The organism is Amycolatopsis sp. NPDC051372, from assembly GCF_040682095.1.
Taxonomy (GTDB): domain Bacteria; phylum Actinomycetota; class Actinomycetes; order Mycobacteriales; family Pseudonocardiaceae; genus Amycolatopsis.
The window spans coordinates 253,156-270,759 of the sequence record NZ_JBFBAF010000009.1; the positions used below are offsets into that span (position 1 = coordinate 253,156).

The 17,604-nt window shown below is 70.3% G+C and carries 18 protein-coding genes and 3 pseudogenes; 9 read left to right on the forward strand and 12 right to left on the reverse strand.

The window, feature by feature from the left end; genetic code table 11:
- Window positions 1-151: 151 nt before the first annotated feature.
- Window positions 152-346 (reverse strand): aldolase/citrate lyase family protein, encoded by a 195-nt coding sequence (locus AB0M56_RS16665; RefSeq protein ID WP_364176369.1) that lies wholly within the window; start codon window positions 344-346, stop codon window positions 152-154.
- Window positions 347-366: 20 nt separating this feature from the next.
- Between AB0M56_RS16665 and AB0M56_RS16670 the strand changes: the two genes are divergently transcribed.
- The 4 genes from AB0M56_RS16670 (at window position 367) to AB0M56_RS16685 (ending at window position 2,498) form a co-directional block, all read left to right on the forward strand.
- Complete coding sequence (locus AB0M56_RS16670) at window positions 367-807, forward strand: hypothetical protein (RefSeq protein ID WP_364176372.1); 441 nt, start codon at window positions 367-369, stop codon at window positions 805-807.
- Window positions 808-815: 8 nt separating this feature from the next.
- On the forward strand, window positions 816-1,019 hold the full coding sequence (locus AB0M56_RS16675; RefSeq protein WP_364176374.1) for a hypothetical protein: 204 nt from the start codon (window positions 816-818) through the stop codon (window positions 1,017-1,019).
- A gap of 90 nt (window positions 1,020-1,109) precedes the next feature.
- The gene (locus AB0M56_RS16680; protein WP_364176377.1) at window positions 1,110-1,646 is read left to right on the forward strand and encodes an XRE family transcriptional regulator; all 537 of its coding nucleotides are present in this window, start codon (window positions 1,110-1,112) and stop codon (window positions 1,644-1,646) included.
- A 429-nt stretch (window positions 1,647-2,075) separates the two neighbouring features.
- Complete coding sequence (locus AB0M56_RS16685) at window positions 2,076-2,498, forward strand: hypothetical protein (RefSeq protein ID WP_364176380.1); 423 nt, start codon at window positions 2,076-2,078, stop codon at window positions 2,496-2,498.
- Here the strand turns inward: AB0M56_RS16685 and AB0M56_RS16690 are convergent.
- The 11 genes from AB0M56_RS16690 to AB0M56_RS16740 form a co-directional block, all read right to left on the reverse strand.
- A complete protein-coding gene (locus AB0M56_RS16690) occupies window positions 2,462-2,812 on the reverse strand; it encodes an extradiol dioxygenase (protein ID WP_364176383.1) in 351 nt (116 codons plus the stop codon). The two genes, AB0M56_RS16685 and AB0M56_RS16690, sit on opposite strands and share 37 nt — an antisense overlap.
- A 49-nt stretch (window positions 2,813-2,861) precedes the next feature.
- The gene (gene sbnA, locus AB0M56_RS16695) at window positions 2,862-3,848 is read right to left on the reverse strand and encodes a 2,3-diaminopropionate biosynthesis protein SbnA (RefSeq protein WP_364176386.1); all 987 of its coding nucleotides are present in this window, start codon (window positions 3,846-3,848) and stop codon (window positions 2,862-2,864) included.
- A gap of 25 nt (window positions 3,849-3,873) precedes the next feature.
- Window positions 3,874-4,944 carry a 2,3-diaminopropionate biosynthesis protein SbnB gene (gene sbnB, locus AB0M56_RS16700; RefSeq protein ID WP_364176388.1) on the reverse strand — a complete coding sequence of 357 codons (1,071 nt, stop codon included), beginning with the start codon at window positions 4,942-4,944 and terminating at the stop codon, window positions 3,874-3,876.
- Complete coding sequence (locus AB0M56_RS16705; RefSeq protein ID WP_364176391.1) at window positions 4,941-5,945, reverse strand: TauD/TfdA family dioxygenase; 1,005 nt, start codon at window positions 5,943-5,945, stop codon at window positions 4,941-4,943. The genes sbnB and AB0M56_RS16705 overlap by 4 nt, the downstream gene beginning before the upstream one ends.
- Before the next feature lie 22 nt (window positions 5,946-5,967).
- The gene (locus AB0M56_RS16710) at window positions 5,968-9,213 is read right to left on the reverse strand and encodes an amino acid adenylation domain-containing protein (protein WP_364176394.1); all 3,246 of its coding nucleotides are present in this window, start codon (window positions 9,211-9,213) and stop codon (window positions 5,968-5,970) included.
- A 14-nt stretch (window positions 9,214-9,227) separates the two neighbouring features.
- On the reverse strand, window positions 9,228-11,948 hold the full coding sequence (locus AB0M56_RS16715) for a Pls/PosA family non-ribosomal peptide synthetase (protein WP_364176430.1): 2,721 nt from the start codon (window positions 11,946-11,948) through the stop codon (window positions 9,228-9,230).
- A 588-nt stretch (window positions 11,949-12,536) separates the two neighbouring features.
- Window positions 12,537-13,025 carry a zinc-binding dehydrogenase gene (locus AB0M56_RS16720; protein ID WP_364176433.1) on the reverse strand — a complete coding sequence of 163 codons (489 nt, stop codon included), beginning with the start codon at window positions 13,023-13,025 and terminating at the stop codon, window positions 12,537-12,539.
- Window positions 12,949-13,497 carry an alcohol dehydrogenase catalytic domain-containing protein gene (locus tag AB0M56_RS16725; RefSeq protein ID WP_364176397.1) on the reverse strand — a complete coding sequence of 183 codons (549 nt, stop codon included), beginning with the start codon at window positions 13,495-13,497 and terminating at the stop codon, window positions 12,949-12,951. Before AB0M56_RS16725 ends, AB0M56_RS16720 begins: the two co-directional genes overlap by 77 nt.
- 37 nt (window positions 13,498-13,534) lie before the next feature.
- The gene (locus AB0M56_RS16730) at window positions 13,535-13,996 is read right to left on the reverse strand and encodes a GNAT family N-acetyltransferase (RefSeq protein WP_364176399.1); all 462 of its coding nucleotides are present in this window, start codon (window positions 13,994-13,996) and stop codon (window positions 13,535-13,537) included.
- A 108-nt stretch (window positions 13,997-14,104) separates the two neighbouring features.
- Window positions 14,105-14,836 carry an alpha/beta fold hydrolase gene (locus tag AB0M56_RS16735; protein ID WP_364176402.1) on the reverse strand — a complete coding sequence of 244 codons (732 nt, stop codon included), beginning with the start codon at window positions 14,834-14,836 and terminating at the stop codon, window positions 14,105-14,107.
- A gap of 26 nt (window positions 14,837-14,862) precedes the next feature.
- Entirely contained in the window at window positions 14,863-15,321 is a 459-nt protein-coding gene (locus tag AB0M56_RS16740) for a pyridoxamine 5'-phosphate oxidase family protein (RefSeq protein WP_364176404.1), read from the reverse strand.
- A gap of 407 nt (window positions 15,322-15,728) precedes the next feature.
- On the opposite strand from AB0M56_RS16740, the pseudogene AB0M56_RS16745 reads away from it, so the two are divergent.
- The 5 genes and pseudogenes from AB0M56_RS16745 to AB0M56_RS16765 all read left to right on the forward strand — a co-directional run.
- Window positions 15,729-15,878: pseudogene (locus AB0M56_RS16745) on the forward strand (carboxymuconolactone decarboxylase family protein); the annotation flags it as partial.
- Window positions 15,879-15,951: 73 nt separating this feature from the next.
- Complete coding sequence (locus AB0M56_RS16750) at window positions 15,952-16,131, forward strand: hypothetical protein (RefSeq protein WP_364176436.1); 180 nt, start codon at window positions 15,952-15,954, stop codon at window positions 16,129-16,131.
- Between the two features lie 199 nt (window positions 16,132-16,330).
- Window positions 16,331-16,717: pseudogene (locus AB0M56_RS16755) on the forward strand (MFS transporter); the annotation flags it as partial.
- A gap of 79 nt (window positions 16,718-16,796) precedes the next feature.
- Window positions 16,797-17,144 (forward strand): hypothetical protein, encoded by a 348-nt coding sequence (locus tag AB0M56_RS16760; RefSeq protein WP_364176439.1) that lies wholly within the window; start codon window positions 16,797-16,799, stop codon window positions 17,142-17,144.
- 121 nt (window positions 17,145-17,265) lie between these two features.
- A pseudogene (locus tag AB0M56_RS16765) lies at window positions 17,266-17,604 on the forward strand (hypothetical protein); the annotation flags it as partial.

A 17,604-nucleotide genomic window follows, 5' to 3' on the forward strand; every position in this document is an offset into this window, starting at 1 on the left:
CTCCCCGCCCGCGCGAGGAGGCGCTGGGCACGAAGGACGACCGGCCGGTCGATCATCTGTCCCTCGTGGACGGACACGGAGCCGTCGCCCGCGGCGGCGAGGATCGCGCGGGCCCAGCGAAGGTCCTCTCCGGACGAAGAGAAACCCCGGTTCACCGCGGCAATCTGACGAGGGTGACCGCAGCGGCGAGGACCACGGCGGAGCGGGCGTACCGCAGGGCCGTGTGCGAGGTGTGGTCGACGCCCGGCTGCGCGGCGAGGTCGACGCTGCCGAAGGCGGCCCGGACCACACCGGGCACGTCGCAAACCGCTCCCGCGCCGACAATCCCGGCCGCCGTCTCGAGCAACGGGACCAGCCCTGTTCTACGTGCTGATCGTGCTGATCGCGCTGGCCGCGGTGCCGGCCCTGCCGAACCTGCCCGACAAGCAGGCCAACGCGTCGCTGCTGATCTTCGTCCACGACAAGTTCCCGAGCTGGGTGATCGGGCTGCTCGGCGGCGCGGGCATCCTCGTCGCCCTCGTGCCGACCGCGGTGCTCGTGCTCACCGCCAGCAGCCTGTTCACCCGCAACGTGGTGGGCGGCATGTCGAAGAAGCTGGCCGGCTCGCTCACGATCTCCCGGGCCGGCGTGGTGGTGTTCACCGCGATCGTGGTGCTGCTCGTGGCGCAGAGCAGCTCGAAGCTGCTCAGCATCATGACCAACGTGTACAGCGCCGTCGGCAGCTGGCGCCCGCGCTGTTCCTGTCCATGCTGTGGCGGCGGGTCACAGCGGTCGGACTGGCGGCCGGGGCGGTGTGCGGCGGGCTGATCGTCGGCGTGCCGCAGCTGGGTGCGCTCTTCGCGCACACAGTGCGGCCGGGCACCGTCATCGGCCTGCCCGCCCTGGTGGTCAACCTCGTCGTCACGGTGCTGGTGAGCCTGGTGACGCGAGCCCCGGCCGCGGCGGCGATCGACGCAGGGACCGGGGACAGCGCTCCTGCCGAGGACCGGGAGCCCGTCGGTGAGGCCGCGCTGCACTGATGAACGCTCCGGACACCTTCCGGTCCCGGGCGTGCGCGCCCGGGACCGGACACACCGCGGCTCGACTGGCCGGCAGACGATAATGGCCGGATGACCATGACTCGGATCCGTGAGTTCCGCACCCTACGGGGCTTGACCGTCCGCGAGCTGGCGGACCGGGCCTCGGTGTCCACCGGGCTGATCGGCCAGGTCGAACGCGGCGTCACCGACCCGAGCCTGGAGACGATGCGGCGGATCGCCGAGGTCCTCGAGGTGCCACTGTTCAGCCTCTTCCAGGACGGCGAGCACGACACCGTCGCCGTCATCCGGCGCGAGAACCGGTACCGCATCTCGTTGCCGCACCACGCGATCACCTACACCCGCGTCTCCCCCGGCGGCGCGAAGCTCGAGGTGCTCGAAGGACAGCTGGAGCCGGGATCGGTGTCTGCGGACACGCTGCGCTCCCACCCGTCCGAAGAGTGCGTCGTGGTGCTCACCGGCCGCCTCACGGTCGAGGTCGGCGACCAGGTGCACGTACTGAAGACGGGCGACAGCTGCCACTTCGACTCGAACATCCCGCACCGCTTCCGCAACGACGGGCGGACGAGTGCGCGGTTCACGGTGAGCGTGACTCCGCCGAGCTACTGACGAGGGGCTCGCACGTGGAGCTCGAACCGCTCGATCCGGCGTCGGCCGGCCGCTCGGTCCTCGAGGGCATCCACGAGGTGGTCTCGGCCGCCGATCGGCTGGACAAGCCGGGCGCACCGCCGGTGAAATTCGAGGCGGCCATCGGCCGGCTCGGGAACCCTCAGCCGAACCTGGGCCGCGTCCTGCGCTGGGTGGCACGCCGGGACGGGCGCCTCGTCGGGCTCGCCGCCCTGTACTTTTCCGGACGCCGAAAACAGCCATCTCGGCCTCCTGGCGCTGACCGTCCACCCCGAGGCCCGTCGCGGCCGCATCGGCACCGCCGTCCTCAGCGCGATCACGCCGGAACTGCGCGGGCGCACGGTCCTGGAGTGCTGGAACGTCACCAATGGCGGCGCCGGCGTCGCCTTCGGCACGGCGCTCGGCTTCGAGGTGGTCGACGAGACGGTGTTCCAGACGCTGTCGCTCGTCGGCGCCGATCGATGCGCGTGGGAAGTCTCGCCGGCAGCCGGATGTCGCTTGCACGCCTGGCAGGGCAGCGCGCCGGAGGAGCTGGTGGCCTCCTACGCCGAGGCGCGGCGCGCGATCGCGGACAGCCCGTTCGGCCGCTCGGCGAATCGGTTTCCGAGATGGACCGCCGACTGCGTACGCGAGTCCGAGGCCGACCGTCGCCGACGCGGGATCGACCACCGGGTGGTCACGGTGGTACAGCGGGATTCCCCGTACATGGTCGACGTGAACGTGGCGCTCGGCTACCGGACCACGCGGGAAACGGTGATCCTCGCCCATGACCTCGAGAAGCTCGCGCGCTGTCGAGCTCAGAGATCGGTGGCCCGCGGATGGTGGGGTTCGTAGATCCCCACCTGGCTGCCGCCGGGGAGCCGGAAGCCGCTCAACCGCCCCCACCGCTCTTCTTCGACCGGCGCGCAAGTGACGCCGGCGGCCGCCAGATCGGCCAGCGTCGCGTCCAGGTCGTCGCACATGAGGTACAGCTCGTGGGACGGCGGGCCGTCGCCGGGGTGGACGGCGAGTTCGGCCGGCGGGAGTTTGAAGATCAGCCAGCCGCCGCCGGCGTCGACGTGAGGGAAGGCGAGGACGTCGCGGAAGAAGGCGCGGTCCGCTTCGGCGTCGCGGCTGGAGACGATCACGTGGGCTCCGCTGATGGGCATGCGGTCACTGTCGCACACCCCGGCGCCGGAAGCCGGACTCCACCGACGATCAGTCCCGCCGGAAGCCCGCGATCATCTCGTCGCCGGCGAGCACGTCGTCGCCGTAGAGGTCCTGGAGCCAGTTCGTCTGGTAGATCGTGTCGAGGTAGCGCTCGCCGAGGTCCGGCGCGATGGCGACGGCGGTGAGGCCTTGCCCCTCGTGCTCGGGGAGCCAGCGCATGGCGCCGCTGACGACGGTGCCGGTGGAGCCACCGAAGAGGAACCCGCTGCGGGCCAGCCGGTGGCAGCTGCGGATGGTTTCGGCCTCCTCGACGGCGATCACCTCGTCCACATAGGACTCGTCGAGCAGCGCCGGCCGGACACTCGTGCCGAGGCCGGGGATCATCCGGCGGCCCGGCGCGCCGCCGAAGGTCACCGAGCCGGCGCTGTCCACCGCGACGATGTGGACCGGTCGGGGCCATTCCCGGAAGAAGCGGGCGCAGCCCATGAGCGTGCCCGTGGTGCCCGCGCCGACGAACAGCACGTCGAGTTTCGGGAACTGGCGGGCGATCTCCGGCGCGGTGGTCCGGTAGTGCGCCTTCCAGTTGTCCGGGTTGGCGTACTGGTTGAGCCAGACGTAACGCTCGTCGGAGGCGCACAGCTCACGCACCAGATCGAGCCGCGCACCCAGGAAACCTCCGTCGGCGGCGGGCTCCGCGATGATGTGCACGCGGCTGCCCAGCGCCTCCATCAGACGCCGGCTGGCCAGGTTGCAGCGCGAGTCGGTGACGCAGAGGAACCGGTAGCCCTTGCTGGCGGCGACCATGCTGAGCGCCACGCCGAGATTGCCCGACGACGACTCGACCAGGATCGAGTCCCGCGTCAGCAGTCCCTGCCACTCGGCGGCCTCCACCATCTCGGTCGCGGCCTTGAGCTTGATCGACCCGGCGAAGTTGAACCCCTCGCACTTGAGGAAGAGTGAATGCCCGAAGATCGACTCGAGATCGACGTACAGCTCTTCCTCGTTGAAGTCCGTGGGATCGGATATCACGGTCACGATGACCCCCTCCCTGGGTTTGTCGTCAGCCGTAGCGGCGCAGTTCGTGGAAGAAGTCCGGGATGACGGTCAGCTCGCCGGCCCGGGACACCTCGTCGTAGACGTACTTGCCCACCGCGAGGTCGAGGACCCCGAGCCCGAACGGCGAGAACACCACCGGCCGGTCGGCCGGCACGGAGACCCGTCCGGCCAGGACGTCGTCGAGCGTCCCGTCGAGGAACTCGCGCCCGCCCGTGAGCTGCTCGGCCAGGTGCGGCGACGTACCAGCCTTAAGGCAGTGCTCGACGTCGTCGACGAAGTTGGCCGTGCTCAGCAGGAGCTCCGGCGCGAGATCACGCAGGGAAACGTGCAGCACCACCGGATTGTGGTCGAACCACGACCGTTCGGACACGTGCGGCCGGCCCGCGACGGTGGCGAACACGATCAGGTCACTCGAGGAGATCAGCGACTCCGCCGACTCGTGGACCGTGATCCGCCCGCCGGTCCCCGATCGCTCGAGGTACCCGCGGAACCCCGCGCCGCTCTCTGCCGACAGGTCGTGCACGCCGATTTCGTCGAACTCCCAGCCGGTACCGGCCAGGAAGGTGTGGACGTAGCGGGCGATGAGCCCCGTCCCGACGAACCCGACCCGCGTCGGCCGCGCCCGGCCCTGGCTGAGCGCCGTCGCGGCGCACGCGGCCAGAGCGGCGGTCCGCGTGGCGCTGATGATGGAGCTTTCCAGGCACGCGAACGGGTATCCGGTGTCGTGGTCGTTGAGGATCAGAACCGCCGACGCCCGAGGAATACCGGACGCGATGTTCTCGGGGAAGCTCGAGATCCACTTCAGCCCGTCCACTCGCACCTGCCCGCCGATGGAGGCCGGCAGCGCGATGATCCGGGACGCCGGGCGGTCGGGGAACCGCAGGAAGTACGACGGCGGGTTCACCGTGTCGCCCGCGCTGTGCAGCCGGTAGGTGGCCTCCACCAGTTCGACGATCTCTCGCTCGCGCCCCGCGAGCGTGCGCCGCACCTGGCCACCGCCGATCACGGCGAACGGGGGCACCGCGTTCGGCCCGCCGGTTTCGGCGCGGGCCGGGGTGGGTCGGATCGCTGTCATCTCGCACCCGCTTCGGCACTCGGCGCGAGGTCGGCCCGCCGCACCGGATCGGCCAGCCCGACGAGCACCTCGCGGGGCCCCTCGAAGGGCTCCCGGCTGTGCGCGGTCCGGATGTTGTCCACCAGCATCAGGTCCCCGGCCTGCCACGGCTCGCGCGCGGTGTTGGCCTCGTAGACGCGGTTGAGCAGCGCCACCACGTCCTCGCCGATCGGGTCGCCGCCCCCGAAGCGGGTGTTGAACGGCAGCGCGTCGGCCCCGTAGACGTCGACCAGGTACTCGCGGATCTCGGGATCCATGGTCCACTCGTTGAGGAACGCGATCTGGTTGAACCAGCAGCGCCGGCCGGTGACCGGGTGGCGCACCACCGCGCTGCGCCGCTGCCGGGTGCGCAACCCGCCGTCAGCCTGCCACTCGAACTCGATCGCGTGGGCACGGCAGTAGTTCTCGATCTCCGCCCGGTCGTCGGTGCCGAACGACTCGGCGACCGTTGCGCCGATCTCGTCGTTGTAGCTGCGGGTGAGCAGCCAGCCCTCCTGCTCGAACCGGCGGACGAGGTCCGCGGGCAGCGCGTCGAGCACGGTCGGCGAGTCCGACACGGCCGTGGCGCCGCCTTCGGTGGGCGCGCCGAGGCAGGCGAACAGCAGTAGACCGGGAACCTCGAGCCGGTAGCTCAGCTCGTGGTGCATGCACATCGGCTGGTTCTGCGGCCACGCCGACGACGAGTACACCCCGGCCGAGTAGACCTCGCGCGACGCGAAGGCCTCGCGATCGTTCATCAGATCGGTGGCCAGGCGTTCGAACACGGCGGCGACGTCGGCGGCGCCGCTCAGCCCGAGGCCGCGGACGAGCAAGGACCCGTGCTCGGCGACGGCGGCACGCAGCGAGTCGCGGTGTTCGCTCGCCCAGCCCGGCGCACCGGTGCCCGGCTCGGCCGGCAGCACCGGAACGCCACCCGGGCTCACCCGCACTTCGGCGAGCGATGCCGACGTTGAGGAAAACATGTCTTGTCCTTTCGGCTCGAATTCACGTGACGAGCACCGGTTCGGCGGCCCGCAGCACGATCCGCGCGGTCTCGGCCGGGTTGGTGCGCGGGAAGTAGTGGCCGCCGCCGGCGATCGCACGCACCTCGACGTGCTCGGCCAGCAGCCGCCATTCGCCGTGGCGATCGCGGAAGTCCACGGTGATCGGGTCGTCGTCGGCGGCGACGACGGTGACGGGCGTGGTCAGCTTCTCCGCCGGCGGGTTCGCCAGCGCGGAGGCGAGGTAGCTGTGCGCGGACACGCAGTCGTGCCGGAACGCCGCGCCGACCTGCTCGGCCCGCTGCGCGTCGAGCGCACCGAGCGCGGGGTCGCCGCTGTCCGCGGCCAGCTCCGCGGCGATCGCGGAATTGCTCAGCCGGCCCAGCTCGCTGATCGAGGCGCGCCGTTCGTCGGCGTCGCCGAGCAGCTGCGCGCCCAGGAACAGCCGAGGCACGTCCACCCCGCGCCCGGCGAGCCGCCGGGCCGTCTCGAAGGCGAACGCGGCACCGGAGGAATGGCCCCACAACAGCACGCGCTTCGGCGCGAGGTGATCGATTTCCGCGACGACCTGGTCGACCACCCGCACCATCGGCGCGAACGCCTCGCGGTCGGCGGCCAGGTCGTGCCCGGGCAGCTCCACGGCGTACACCGCGAGCCCGCTCCCCTGCAGCTCCGACGCCAGCGGCCGGAAGTTCACCGAGTTGCCCCCGGCGTGCGGGAAACAGACGAGCACGGCGTCCGGTTCCGCGGCCGGCTCGGTGAGCGGCTGCAGCAGCTCGCCGGCCTCGGCGCGGGCCTGGTCGTCGAGCAGTGCGGCCTGGTCGGCGAGTACCGGGTGCCGGGTGATCTCGGCGAGCGACACCGCTCGGTCCAGGGCGACGGCCAGCTTCACCGCCGAGAGCGAGGTGCCGCCCCGGTCGAAGAAGTGGTCGTGCCGGCCGATCTTCTCCGGCGCGAGGCCGAGCACGCCGGCCCACGCAACCGCCAGCCGCTGCTCGGCGGGTGTCGCCGGAGTGTCGTGGTGTTCTTCGGTGCCTTCGAGCTCCGTCGCCAACGCGGTCAGCGCCAACTTGTCGATCTTGCCGTTGGCGGTCAAGGGAAGCTGCTCCCGCCAATGGAACGCCGACGGGACCATGTAACCGGGCAGCGAGCCGCTCAACCGGGCGTGCAACGTCTCGCCGGGCAGCGCCTCGGCGGCGGAGTAGAACGCCACCAGGTGCTTGCCCCGGCCGTCCCGCTCGGCGACCACCACGGCGCCGTCGCCGACGCCGGGCACGCGCAGCAGCGTGTTCTCGACCTCGCCGATCTCGATCCGGAAGCCGGAGATCTTCACCTGGCTGTCGCGGCGGCCCAGGAATTCCAGCCGGCCCCCGGGCAGCCAGCGCCCCCGGTCCCCGCTGCGGTACAGGCGTTCGCCGGCCCGGTGCGGATCGGGCAGGAACGCCGCGAGGGTCCGCGCGAGGTCGTTCACGTACCCGCGCCCCACGCACACGCCGGAGAACACGATCTCACCGGGCGCGCCCAGCGGCACCGGCTGCAGGTGCTCGTCGACGACGTAGACGTGCACATTGTTCACGGGCCGCCCGAGCGGGACCCGCCCGGCGGCCGGCGGCCGGTCCATGACCTCGTGGTTGGTGTCGTCGGAGGTCTCGGTGAGGCCGTAGGCGTTGACCAGCTTGACGTCCGGGTACGCCGCGAACCAGCGCTGCACCAGCTCCTTCTTCACCGCCTCGCCGGTCACCGACACGCACCGCAGGTCCGGCAGCGGGCGCGGATGACTCTCCACAAAGGACAGCACAGCTTCCAGGTAGGACGGCACGACCTGCGCCACAGCGACCCGGTCCCGCGCGATCCGGTCGACGAACCGCTCGGCGTCGAGGATCACCTCCTGCTCGACGATCAGCGTCCGCCCGCCGACGAGCAACGGCGCCAGCAGCTGCCACAACGAGATGTCGAAGCACTGGGGCGCGGTCTGCGCCACGACCTGCCCCTCGGCGATCCCCAGGTCGTCGATCTTGGCGTGCAGGTGGTTCAGCATCCCCGCGTGCTCGCACATCGCACCCTTGGGCTCGCCGGTGGAGCCGGAGGTGAAGTAAATGTAGGCGAGCTGGCGCGGCGTCACGTCGATCCCGAGGTCGGTCGAGGGCCGGTGCTCCGCGCAGGCCGCCTCGATGTGCAGCCGCACCGCGCCGGGCAGCAACGCCAGCGCGTGGTCGAGCGTCTCGCTGCTGCCGCGTTCGGTCAGCACCAGTTCGCAGCCGGCCCGCCGCAGCGTCTTCGCGATCCGCTCGGGCGGGAAGTGCGGTTCCACCGGCAGGTACACGCCACCGGCCTTGAACACGGCCAGCACGGCGGTGAGCCAGCCGAGGTTCCGCTCGGTCACCACCGCCACCACGCTTTCCCGGCGCAGGCCGCGGGCGAGCAGCGCCCGCGCCAGCCGGTTGGCCCGCTCGTTGAGCTCGCGGTAAGTCCACGCGTGCTCACCGTGCACGGCCGCGAGGGCGTCCGGGTGCCGCCGCACCCGTTGCTCGAACAGCTCGTGCACGCGCAGGTCGGGCAGAGGCCGCCGGGGGCCGGCGAGCCCGTCGAGCTGGAACCGCAGCTCGTCGGGTGCGAGCAGGCTCTGCGGCGCGTGTTCGGTGTCCGGGGCCGCGACCAGCCGCGCGAGCGCGGCGACGTGGTAGCCGGCGATCCGGGCCGCGGCGGCCGCGTCGAGCACGTCGGCGCGGTAGCGCACGTTGAGGCGCCGGCGACGGTTCGCGAACCCGACGCGCAGCACCGTCGTCCCGGTGAGCTCACCGTCGCCGGCGGGATCGAACACGGTCTCCGTGACCGGGCCGGGCACACCGAGGTCGCGTCGCAGCTCGTCAACCGGGAAATGCCGGTGCGCCAGCAATTGCGACTCGGCCCGGTACGTCTCGGTCACCAGTTCCCGCCACGTGTCCGGCTCCGTTGTCAGGCGGCACGGCACCGGCGCGCCGGCCGGCGTCGCATAGCCGGTCACGACTTCGCGTTCACCGGTCAGCGCGGCGAGCACCCTGGCGTGCGCGGCGAGCAGCACCGCGCTGCCCGGGATCCCCAGCTCCCGCGCCAGCCGGCGCACTCCCGCCGCCACCGGGGCGGGCAGCCGCACGGTCGTCGTCCCCACTCCCGCCCCCGAACCCGAGGTCCAGCGCGGCACGGTCGTGGCCCCTCCGGCCACCAGCACGTCACGCCAGAACCGGAAGTCCGCCCTCGGTAGCTCTCCCATGTGTTCCCCTCCGCTCACCGTGGCCACGGGCTCGGCCGCCACGTTCCGTCGGCGATGATCGCGTGTCCGTTGTGTTCTTTGTGTCCGTCCGGGACGCGGCGCCGCGGACTGGGCCGCCGCTTTCCGTCGGCGACGGCGAAGTGCTCGAACGACTTGCCGTTGTGCCCTTCCCGTCGCCGGTGCCGGCCGGCCGCGACCCGACTATCGGCTTCACGACCGGGCCGGATCTCCCGGGCCGGGTTGCCCTCCCACCGGGTGTGCGGCGGTACGTCTTCGCCCTTCATCAGGAAGGAGTCGGCCGCGAGCACCGAACCCTCGCCCATCGTCGCTCCGTAGTGGACCCAAGCGCCGACCCCGACGGTGCTGCGCGCGCCGACGAAGATGCGGTCGGCCTTGAAGGCACCGTCCTCCTGGGAATGGCATTGCACGTGCGAGCCGACGTTGAGGGTGACCTCGTCGCCGAACGTCACGAGGGTCTTCTCCGGCATCGCCGCGCCGTCGTCGAACACGCGCTTCCCGACCTTGACCCCGAGCAGCCGCCAGGCCAGGTTCTTGAACGGGGTGCCGTTGAGGGCCTGGACGTGCACTGTGGACGCCGCCGCCTTCCAGAACCGCTCGTGGCGCCAGAAGCGGCGGTCGTAGATCGAGCAGTACAGCGGCCGCAGCGGGTGGATCACGATGGACGCGCGTTCCACCAGCGTGAAATACACGGAGCTGAACAGCAGCGCGGCGACTGAGGCCAGCGCCATCGCTGAGACCCCGAAGTGCGGGTAGAGCTCCACCGAGGCCCAGCCGAGCAGCATGACCGCGAAGAAGTAGAACCAGCGCACCAGCAGGAACATCGCGGCAGTGACGGCGTTGTGCCGGTTCTTCGCGGCCAGCCGGCGGCGGAACTCGTCGCCGGTGCGCAGGTGGTCGAACTGGTGGTCGCGGGCCACCGTGCGGGGGATCTCGAAGCTCGGCGAGCCCAGCAGCCCCATGTTCTCGCGGACGGGGCCGTCGACGGGCACCAGGACCTTGGTCGCGAGCAGGCAGTTCTCCCCCGTCCGCCCCTGGGAGGGGTAGACGATCATGTTGCCGAGGAAGTTGTGCGCGCCGATGGCCGCCCGGGACACCTTGAAGGACGTGCTCGAGTAGGCGGCGTTCACGATCGAAAGCCCGTCCGCCACCATCGTGCCGCTGCCGACGGAGCTCTGGTACGGCGTCTCGTGCTTGATCGCCGTGCCGAAGTTCGAGCCGGTCTGCTCGACGTCGGGCATCCGGTAGCCGAGGTAGCGCAGGTAGTGCACGATCGCGGAGCTGTCGCCGAACACGGTCATGAAGAACTTGAGGTTGGTGATCAGCCGGATCGCCCGCAGGATCGAGTAGCGCAAGGTGTAGAGGCGGTAGACCTTGTCCGGTTTGAGCGCGAGGCTGAGCACGCGGGGGACGACGGCGACGAAGAGCAGCCCGAACAGCGAGACGCCGAAGAAGATCACGAACGTGACCACGATTGCTTTGCCGTAGAACGCCCAGCTCCCGAAGGCGATCACGGGGGTCCCGAGCACCGTGCTGAGCCGCGGGACCTTGTCGATGAGCAGGTCCACACCGCCGACCGCCAACGGGAGGTAAACGAGCAGCATGGTCAGCAGCTGCGAGACAGAGTAGGAAAACCGGCGCACCCGGCCGCACCGCGCGGGCCCGACCCCGCGGTAGTCCGCCTCCGCGCGAAGCGCCGGCGACCCGTGCCAGCGCTCACCGGCCGGCACCGCCTGCCCGGGGTGAAGCGACGACACGTGCCCCAGCTGGGAGCCGTCGCCCATCGACGTGCCGATGTCGATCACCGACAGCTCTCCCACGAACACGTCCTTGCCCAGCGTCACCGAACCGGTCTGGAGCACGCCGGCTTCGGCCCGGTAGCCGGTGAAGAACGAGTCCTTCCGGATCACCGAGCCCGCGCCGATGGTGAGCAGGTCGGTGCACACGGGCACGTTGCGCGAGAAGATCGCGACTCCCCGGCCGATCTTCGCGCCCAGTGCCTTCAGATACAGCACGTACAGCGGCGAGCCCAGGAACAGCAGCGCCACCGGATTCCGCTGCACCAGCGTCTTCACAAGCCAGAACCGGAAGTAGCCAAGCGACCACACACGAATCCGCTGCGGCTTCCACCGGCCGATGAGCACCCACTTCGCCACGACCGGCAGCAGGCACAGCCCGATCAGGCTCGCACCGCCGAACAGCACGAGCCGCACGTAGACCTCCAGCAGGTTCGCCGGGGCGTAGACCCACGAAGCACCGCGTACCACCAGGAGTGCGGCGAGATAGGAATAACCCAGGAAAGTCACGAACTGGAGCAGTCCGCAGAGGACGTACGCCCCCGCGCCGGCGCGGGGGAGGTCAGGAGCCTCCACCAGGCTCTCTTGTGCGCCCTGATCCCGGGCCTGCGCTTCGGCCGCCGGCTCCGCCTCGGCTGGTTCGTCGACGGTGAGCGCGGTCGCGAGACTCCGCGCGGTCGGGTTGGCGTAGACGTCCTTCATCGACGCCGACGGCACGTCCGCCCGCTTGCGGACCCGCGCGCAGAAATGCGCCATCACGAGCGAGTTCACGCCCAGGTCGTCGAAGAAGTGGCTCTCGGCCGACACCTCGTCGACCTTCGCCACGTCCGCGAGCACCTCGGCGTAGACGCGCTCCGTACGGTCGGGGGTGATGGCGTGCCTGCCACTCCCCCGTCGAGATTCTGCCCAGTCCCCCGTCAGGAATTCGTCAGATTCCCCCAGGCCCCGGGCTTGGGTCTTCCCACCTGTATTCTCCCACCTCCACGTCCCCGACCGGCCGGACGTACCAGCATCGTCTCGAGTCCGTTCGCCACCCACTGTAATCCCCATCCGCGTGCCGTCGACCCCAAAACGGTCCTTACGGGCACATTACGTCCCCTGGTTCGGAGTTCTCCCGAGAACCTCTTCCGAGGTAGTGGAGAATTTCAACGGCAACCGGGTCGGCCGAGCGATCCGGCGCGCACTCTCCTTGATCCACCAGGTGGTTCGCGCACGGTGCCGAGCTCGTCGCGTCGAGTTCAAGCTCAGGACTGACCCCGGTCGATCAGCCTTTCCGACCGGGCCGTTACAGCGATTCGAGATTTGTTTTTCAAGCGGTGACCGCGATTTGATCATTCACCGTCGTGAATTTGATCTTCACTGTCCGTAACCGGCCAGTCTGAGCGAGGAACAAACGGGGGATGAAATACTCCAACCCGCCGGAATCACACTATTCGCGGTGTTGCACGAATGTGATCCGGGAGCCGCCGGGCGTCCGGAGCGCGCGTTGTGTCCGCCGTGGACACTTGCCTACGGGGTCAGCAGCACCACGCGTCCGCGCACCTCGCCGCGTTCCAGGCGGCGGTGCGTTTCCGCGGCGTCCGCGAGGGCGCGGTGCTCCACCCGCCGCGGACGCAAGCCGCCTGCGGCGAAGCGGGGGGTCAAGGCCGCGGCGGCGTCGGCGAGGTCGGCGGTCGTCGCGTTCGAGATGGCGAAGCCGAGGACCGAGCGATCGTGCATGTACAGCTCGCCGGCCGGCAGCACGGGGCGGCTGCGGGCGCCGGCGAGCAGCACGATGCGGCCGCGCCGGGCCAGCAGGCGCACCGCTGCCTCCAGGTCGTTGCGACCGGAGGTGTCGACGAACAGGTCGACCGGCCCGGCGGACGCGAGCCTCTCGGACAGCCGCTCGTCGCGGTAGTCGAACACCTCTGCGGCGCCCAAGTCACGGCAACGGCCGAGGTCGGCAGCCGACGCCGTCGCGAAGACCCGGGCGCCCGCCGCGGCCGCCAGTTCGATCAGCGCGCCGCCGACGGTTCCCGCCGCCCCCGGCGACCAGCACCGTCTCGCCGGGCAGCACGCGGCCGAAGGTGACCAGAGCCAGGTACGCGGTGGCGGCCGGATGCGCCATCGCGACGACGTCGAGCGGGTCGGCGCCCTCGGGCACGCGGTAGAGCCGGCCGTCGGGCACCACCGCGCGTTCGGCGGCCGCGCCCTGGCGCCCCGCGTGGCCGAGGCTGTTGCACCACACCCATTCACCGGCCCGGAACCCTCGGGCGTCTGCCGCGACGCGCCCGACGAGGTCCCGGCCGAGCACCAGCGGCAGCGGGACTTCCGTCACGTACAGCCCGGAACGGATAAAGGTGTCGACCGGGTTCACCGACGTCGCAACGACATCCACCGCGACATCACCCGGGCCGGCCACGGGCTCGGGCAGCTCGCCGAAGCGGATCTCCGCCACGCCACCGAGCCGTTCGACGTAGGCCGCACGCACGTTTTCTCCTCCTGAAGGGTATCGGTGCCGACGCGGGTCAAGCCCGGCTCTCGAGCTCCACCGGCCCGGCGAAGTGGAATGCCGTGATGTCCAGCCGGTGGCGGAGGTAGAACCGGTGTGCGTGGGGGTTGGCGACGCCGGAGTCGAGCTCCAGCCGGACGCACCCGCCACGCCGGCCCAGCGTCTTCAGCTCGCCCATCAACCGGGCGCCGACCCCCTGCGACCGTGAGGCCTCGTCGGTGACCAGGTCGTCGACGAACAGGACGCGGCCCCGGCTCGTGACGAGCGTGCGGTACCCGGCCGCGGCCAGTGGCTGCCCCGCCGGCGAGTACGCGATCAGGTACCGCAGCCCCTGCTCGTGTCCTTCGGTCACGAGCTCTTCGAACAGTTCGCCGGACAACGCGGGCCGCAGCCGCCGCAGCAACGGCAGCAGGTCCTTCGTCACCCGCGGATCGTCGGCCGGTCCCAGCTCCCGGAAAACCAGCTCGGCTTCGCCCATCGCCCTGCAGCTCCTCGTTCTTCCAGCCCACCCGGCGCCCGGGTGGGAACGTCGCCGCGTCCGCGGGGCCCGGCCCACGCGGACGCGGCGACAAACCGTCGAACCTGATCAGTCGCGACCCGCGAGCTCGAGCTTGCGCGCCAGCAGAGCCGGGTCGGTGAACATGACCTCGTGCGAACCTTCGAGCGTCACCAGCCGGAACGTGCCGAGCCGACGGGCGTTGGCCAGGTAGCCGTGCTCGGGGTCGCCCGGCGGAAGAGCCGAGTCCTCGCCGCACAGGACATAGCTGCGGGGAACGTCGGTCAACGCGTAGAACTTCGTGAGGTCCAGCTTCTCCACCGTCGGACCGAGCGGTTCCGGGGTGAGCATCTCGTAGGTCTCCCGGGCCCGGGCCAGGTCGGCGTCGCCGATGAACGCGTCGCGCCAGACCTCGAACGGCAACACCACCGTGTTGTCGCTCGACCGCGCGGCGAGGATCGGGAACAGCTCCTGGTAGGCGGGCGGAGCGTTGTCCAGCACGCTCGTCCCGTTCGCGGGGACGAAGGCGTTCACGAACACCAGCCGCCGCACCCGGTCGGGCAAGCGTTCGACGACGCGGGCGATGACGCTCCCGCCCCAGCTGTGTCCCACAAGGACGAAGCCGGCGAGGTCGTGCCGGTCGACGTAGTCCGTGATCGAGGCCACGCAATCGTCGTGGGTCGCCGGCCGCGGCGCTCCGGCGCCGTGGCCGGCGACGGTCGGGCTGTGCACCTCGTGCCCGAGCTCTTCCAGATGCTCGGCCACCTCGGCCCACGACGACCCGTCGTGCCACGAACCATGCACGAGAACAAAAACTGACACTCCGGCTCCTTCAGGGGAATGGGCGGCTATACGCCGGCTTCGGACGTGGCCTCGGCGAGGCCGTAGTTGCGCAGCCAGCCCTTGCGGACGTCGGCCTCCGGCACATGGTCCACCGTGTACGCGGGCGACAGGAGCTCAGCCGCCTCGCTGACCGCGATCTTCACGGCGTGGTTGGTCGGCTGGCTGTCGCTGTGCTTCGACACCAGCCACGCGCGGATCCACTCGAAATCCGGATGTCCCGCGTCGAGGATCTCGGCCGTGCCGCGGAAGCGGAAACCTTTGCGCGCGATAAAATCCACCACGTTGACCTCGATCGCCGGCTGGTGGCGCAGGTTCTCCACGGTCTGCGGCGAAGCGATGTCCATGAAGATCAGGTGTTCGGGGTCGAGCACGCGCACCGAGCCCTTGGGCGAGACGTTGGGAGTCCCGTCAGGACGGACGGTCGCGACGAACATCAGTTTGGCGGCTTCGATGACGTCAGTCATTTCTTGGCTGATCGTGGGCACGGAAAACACCTCGTTACGTATCTCTGAGCAGAACCAGCGGAGGATCCCGGCGCCGATTCCCTGCCCGGTCGGCGCCGAGTTCGCCGGTCGCCTCCCGCGACGCTAGCCGGATTCCGGCGCCGGCACCTGGTCCACTTCCCGATCGGCTCCGTGGACCGGTTCGGCCCGCAACCGTTCTGCACACAAGAATTCCAGGTCCCGGCCGAAGATGCCGAGGTTAGTGTCTCCGGTCAACACTACCTGGACCTGAGAAATCCAGGATATTACCTATCAAGGTGTCCCGACAGCTGACCGGCAAGCCCAGCGAACGAAACCGGGAGATCGCAGTGACCGAGCGCATGAACTACTCCGCCGTCGCTCCGGAGGCGTACAAGTCGATGCTCGCCATGCAGAAGTACCTGGCGACGTCCTCGATCGACCACACCCTGCACGAACTCGTGAAGATCCGGGTGGCGCAGATCAACGGCTGCGCCTACTGCGTCGACGTCCACACGCGCGACGCCCGTGAACACGGCGAAGAGGAGCGCCGGATCTACGCGCTTTCCGTCTGGCGAGAATCACCGGAGTTCACCGACGAGGAACGCGCCGCGCTCAGAACTCGCGGAAGCCATGACGCTCATCGCCGGCCGCGGTGTTCCCGCCGAGACCTGGGAGCTGGCGGGCAAGTTCTTCGACAAGCGGCAACTGGCCGACGTCGTCCTCGCCGTCATCACGATCAACGCGTTCACCCGGCTGGCCATCACCACCGGCATGGTCCCCGGCCGGTCCAAGCCGGTCCTCTCGAAGTAGCCGGCCCCTCCGACTCCCCGAAGGAACCATGATGTCCACCTCCGCCGCCGGGCGAACCACCCTTCCCGGCACGAAAGCCGAAACGAGCGGGCAGCGAACAGCACGTGCCGCCTTCTACGGCCTCCTCGTCGACTACTGGGAGATCATGCTCCCGGTGATCGCGCTGGGGCCGGCCATCGAGTACTTCCTCCCGTCCACGCTGCCACCCCAGACGAAGTCGACGCTCACGTTCCTCACGTTCGCCGCCGCGTTCCTTGGCCGGCCGATGGGCAGCGTGATCTTCGGCCACCTCGCCGACACCCTCGGCCGGCGCCGCACGACTGTCGTGTGCTCGGTCGGCATGGGGTTCACGGTCCTGCTGGTGGCGTTCCTCCCGGGCTACGAGGCCGTCGGCATCTGGGGGCTCGCCGACGTCCTGCTGCTGCGGCTGCTCGGCGGGATCTTCATGGGCGGGCAATACACCGGGGCCAACCCGCTGGCCATGGAGTCCGCGGAGAAGTCCCGGCGCGGGATCGTGGGCGGGTTCATCGCGTCGGCCTGGCCAGTCTCCTACGTCGCGGTGTCGCTGCTGACGGCGGTGCTCGTGGTGGTGTTCCCGAGCGGCTCGGCGACGTCGGCGTACGCCACCCTGGGGCTGGCGGATCCCGTTCCTGATCGGCGCGGTGATGGCGTTCGTCCTGTTCGCCTACGCCCGCAAGACCGCCGAGTCGCAGGCGTGGGCCGCCAACAAGGCCAAGGAGGAGCAGGCGGCGAAGACCCGATCGCCGCTGCGGGAGCTGTTCCGCGGGGACAACCTGCGCAGCCTCGGGCAGGTCTTCCTGCTCATGACCGGGATCTGGTTCGCCATCCAGATGCTCACCGTCGCGCCGTCCGGCCTCCTGATCTCCTACCTGCACCTGCCCAGCCGGAGCGTGATCTGGGGCATCCTGGCCGCCAACGTGGTGCTCTTCCCTGTTACCTGCTCCTCGGCGCGGTTCGGCCGCCGCAGGACCTTGATCGTGTGCGGAATCTGACGGGGACCGTGTCCGTGGGCTGTGTGATCGGCATGCTGCGCACGCTGGGCTCCGGCGGGCCGTTCTGGATGGCGATGGTCTTTTCACCGTCGCGCTGTGCATCAGCGTCGCGCCCAACGCCGTGCTGATCCCGTACCTGTGCGAGCGGTTCCACGTCGGCGTGCGCGCCTCCGGCTACGGCATCGGGTTCACGCTCGCGGTGATCGTCCCCGGGCTGTACTCGTTCATGCTCATCGGGCTCGGGAAGGTCATCCGCTACGAGTACGGCGTGGTGGTCCTGCTGGCCATCGGCGCCGTGTGCACGGTGGCCGGCGCGGTGCTCGGCCCCGAGACCAAGGACGTCGACCTCGACACCCGGCCGCGTGACGGCCTGACACAGCCGGGCCGCCGACCACCCGGTCGGCGGCCCCATGCGCGACTGCAGGTGCAGCACGCCGTCGCTGATCACGAGGACGCCCGC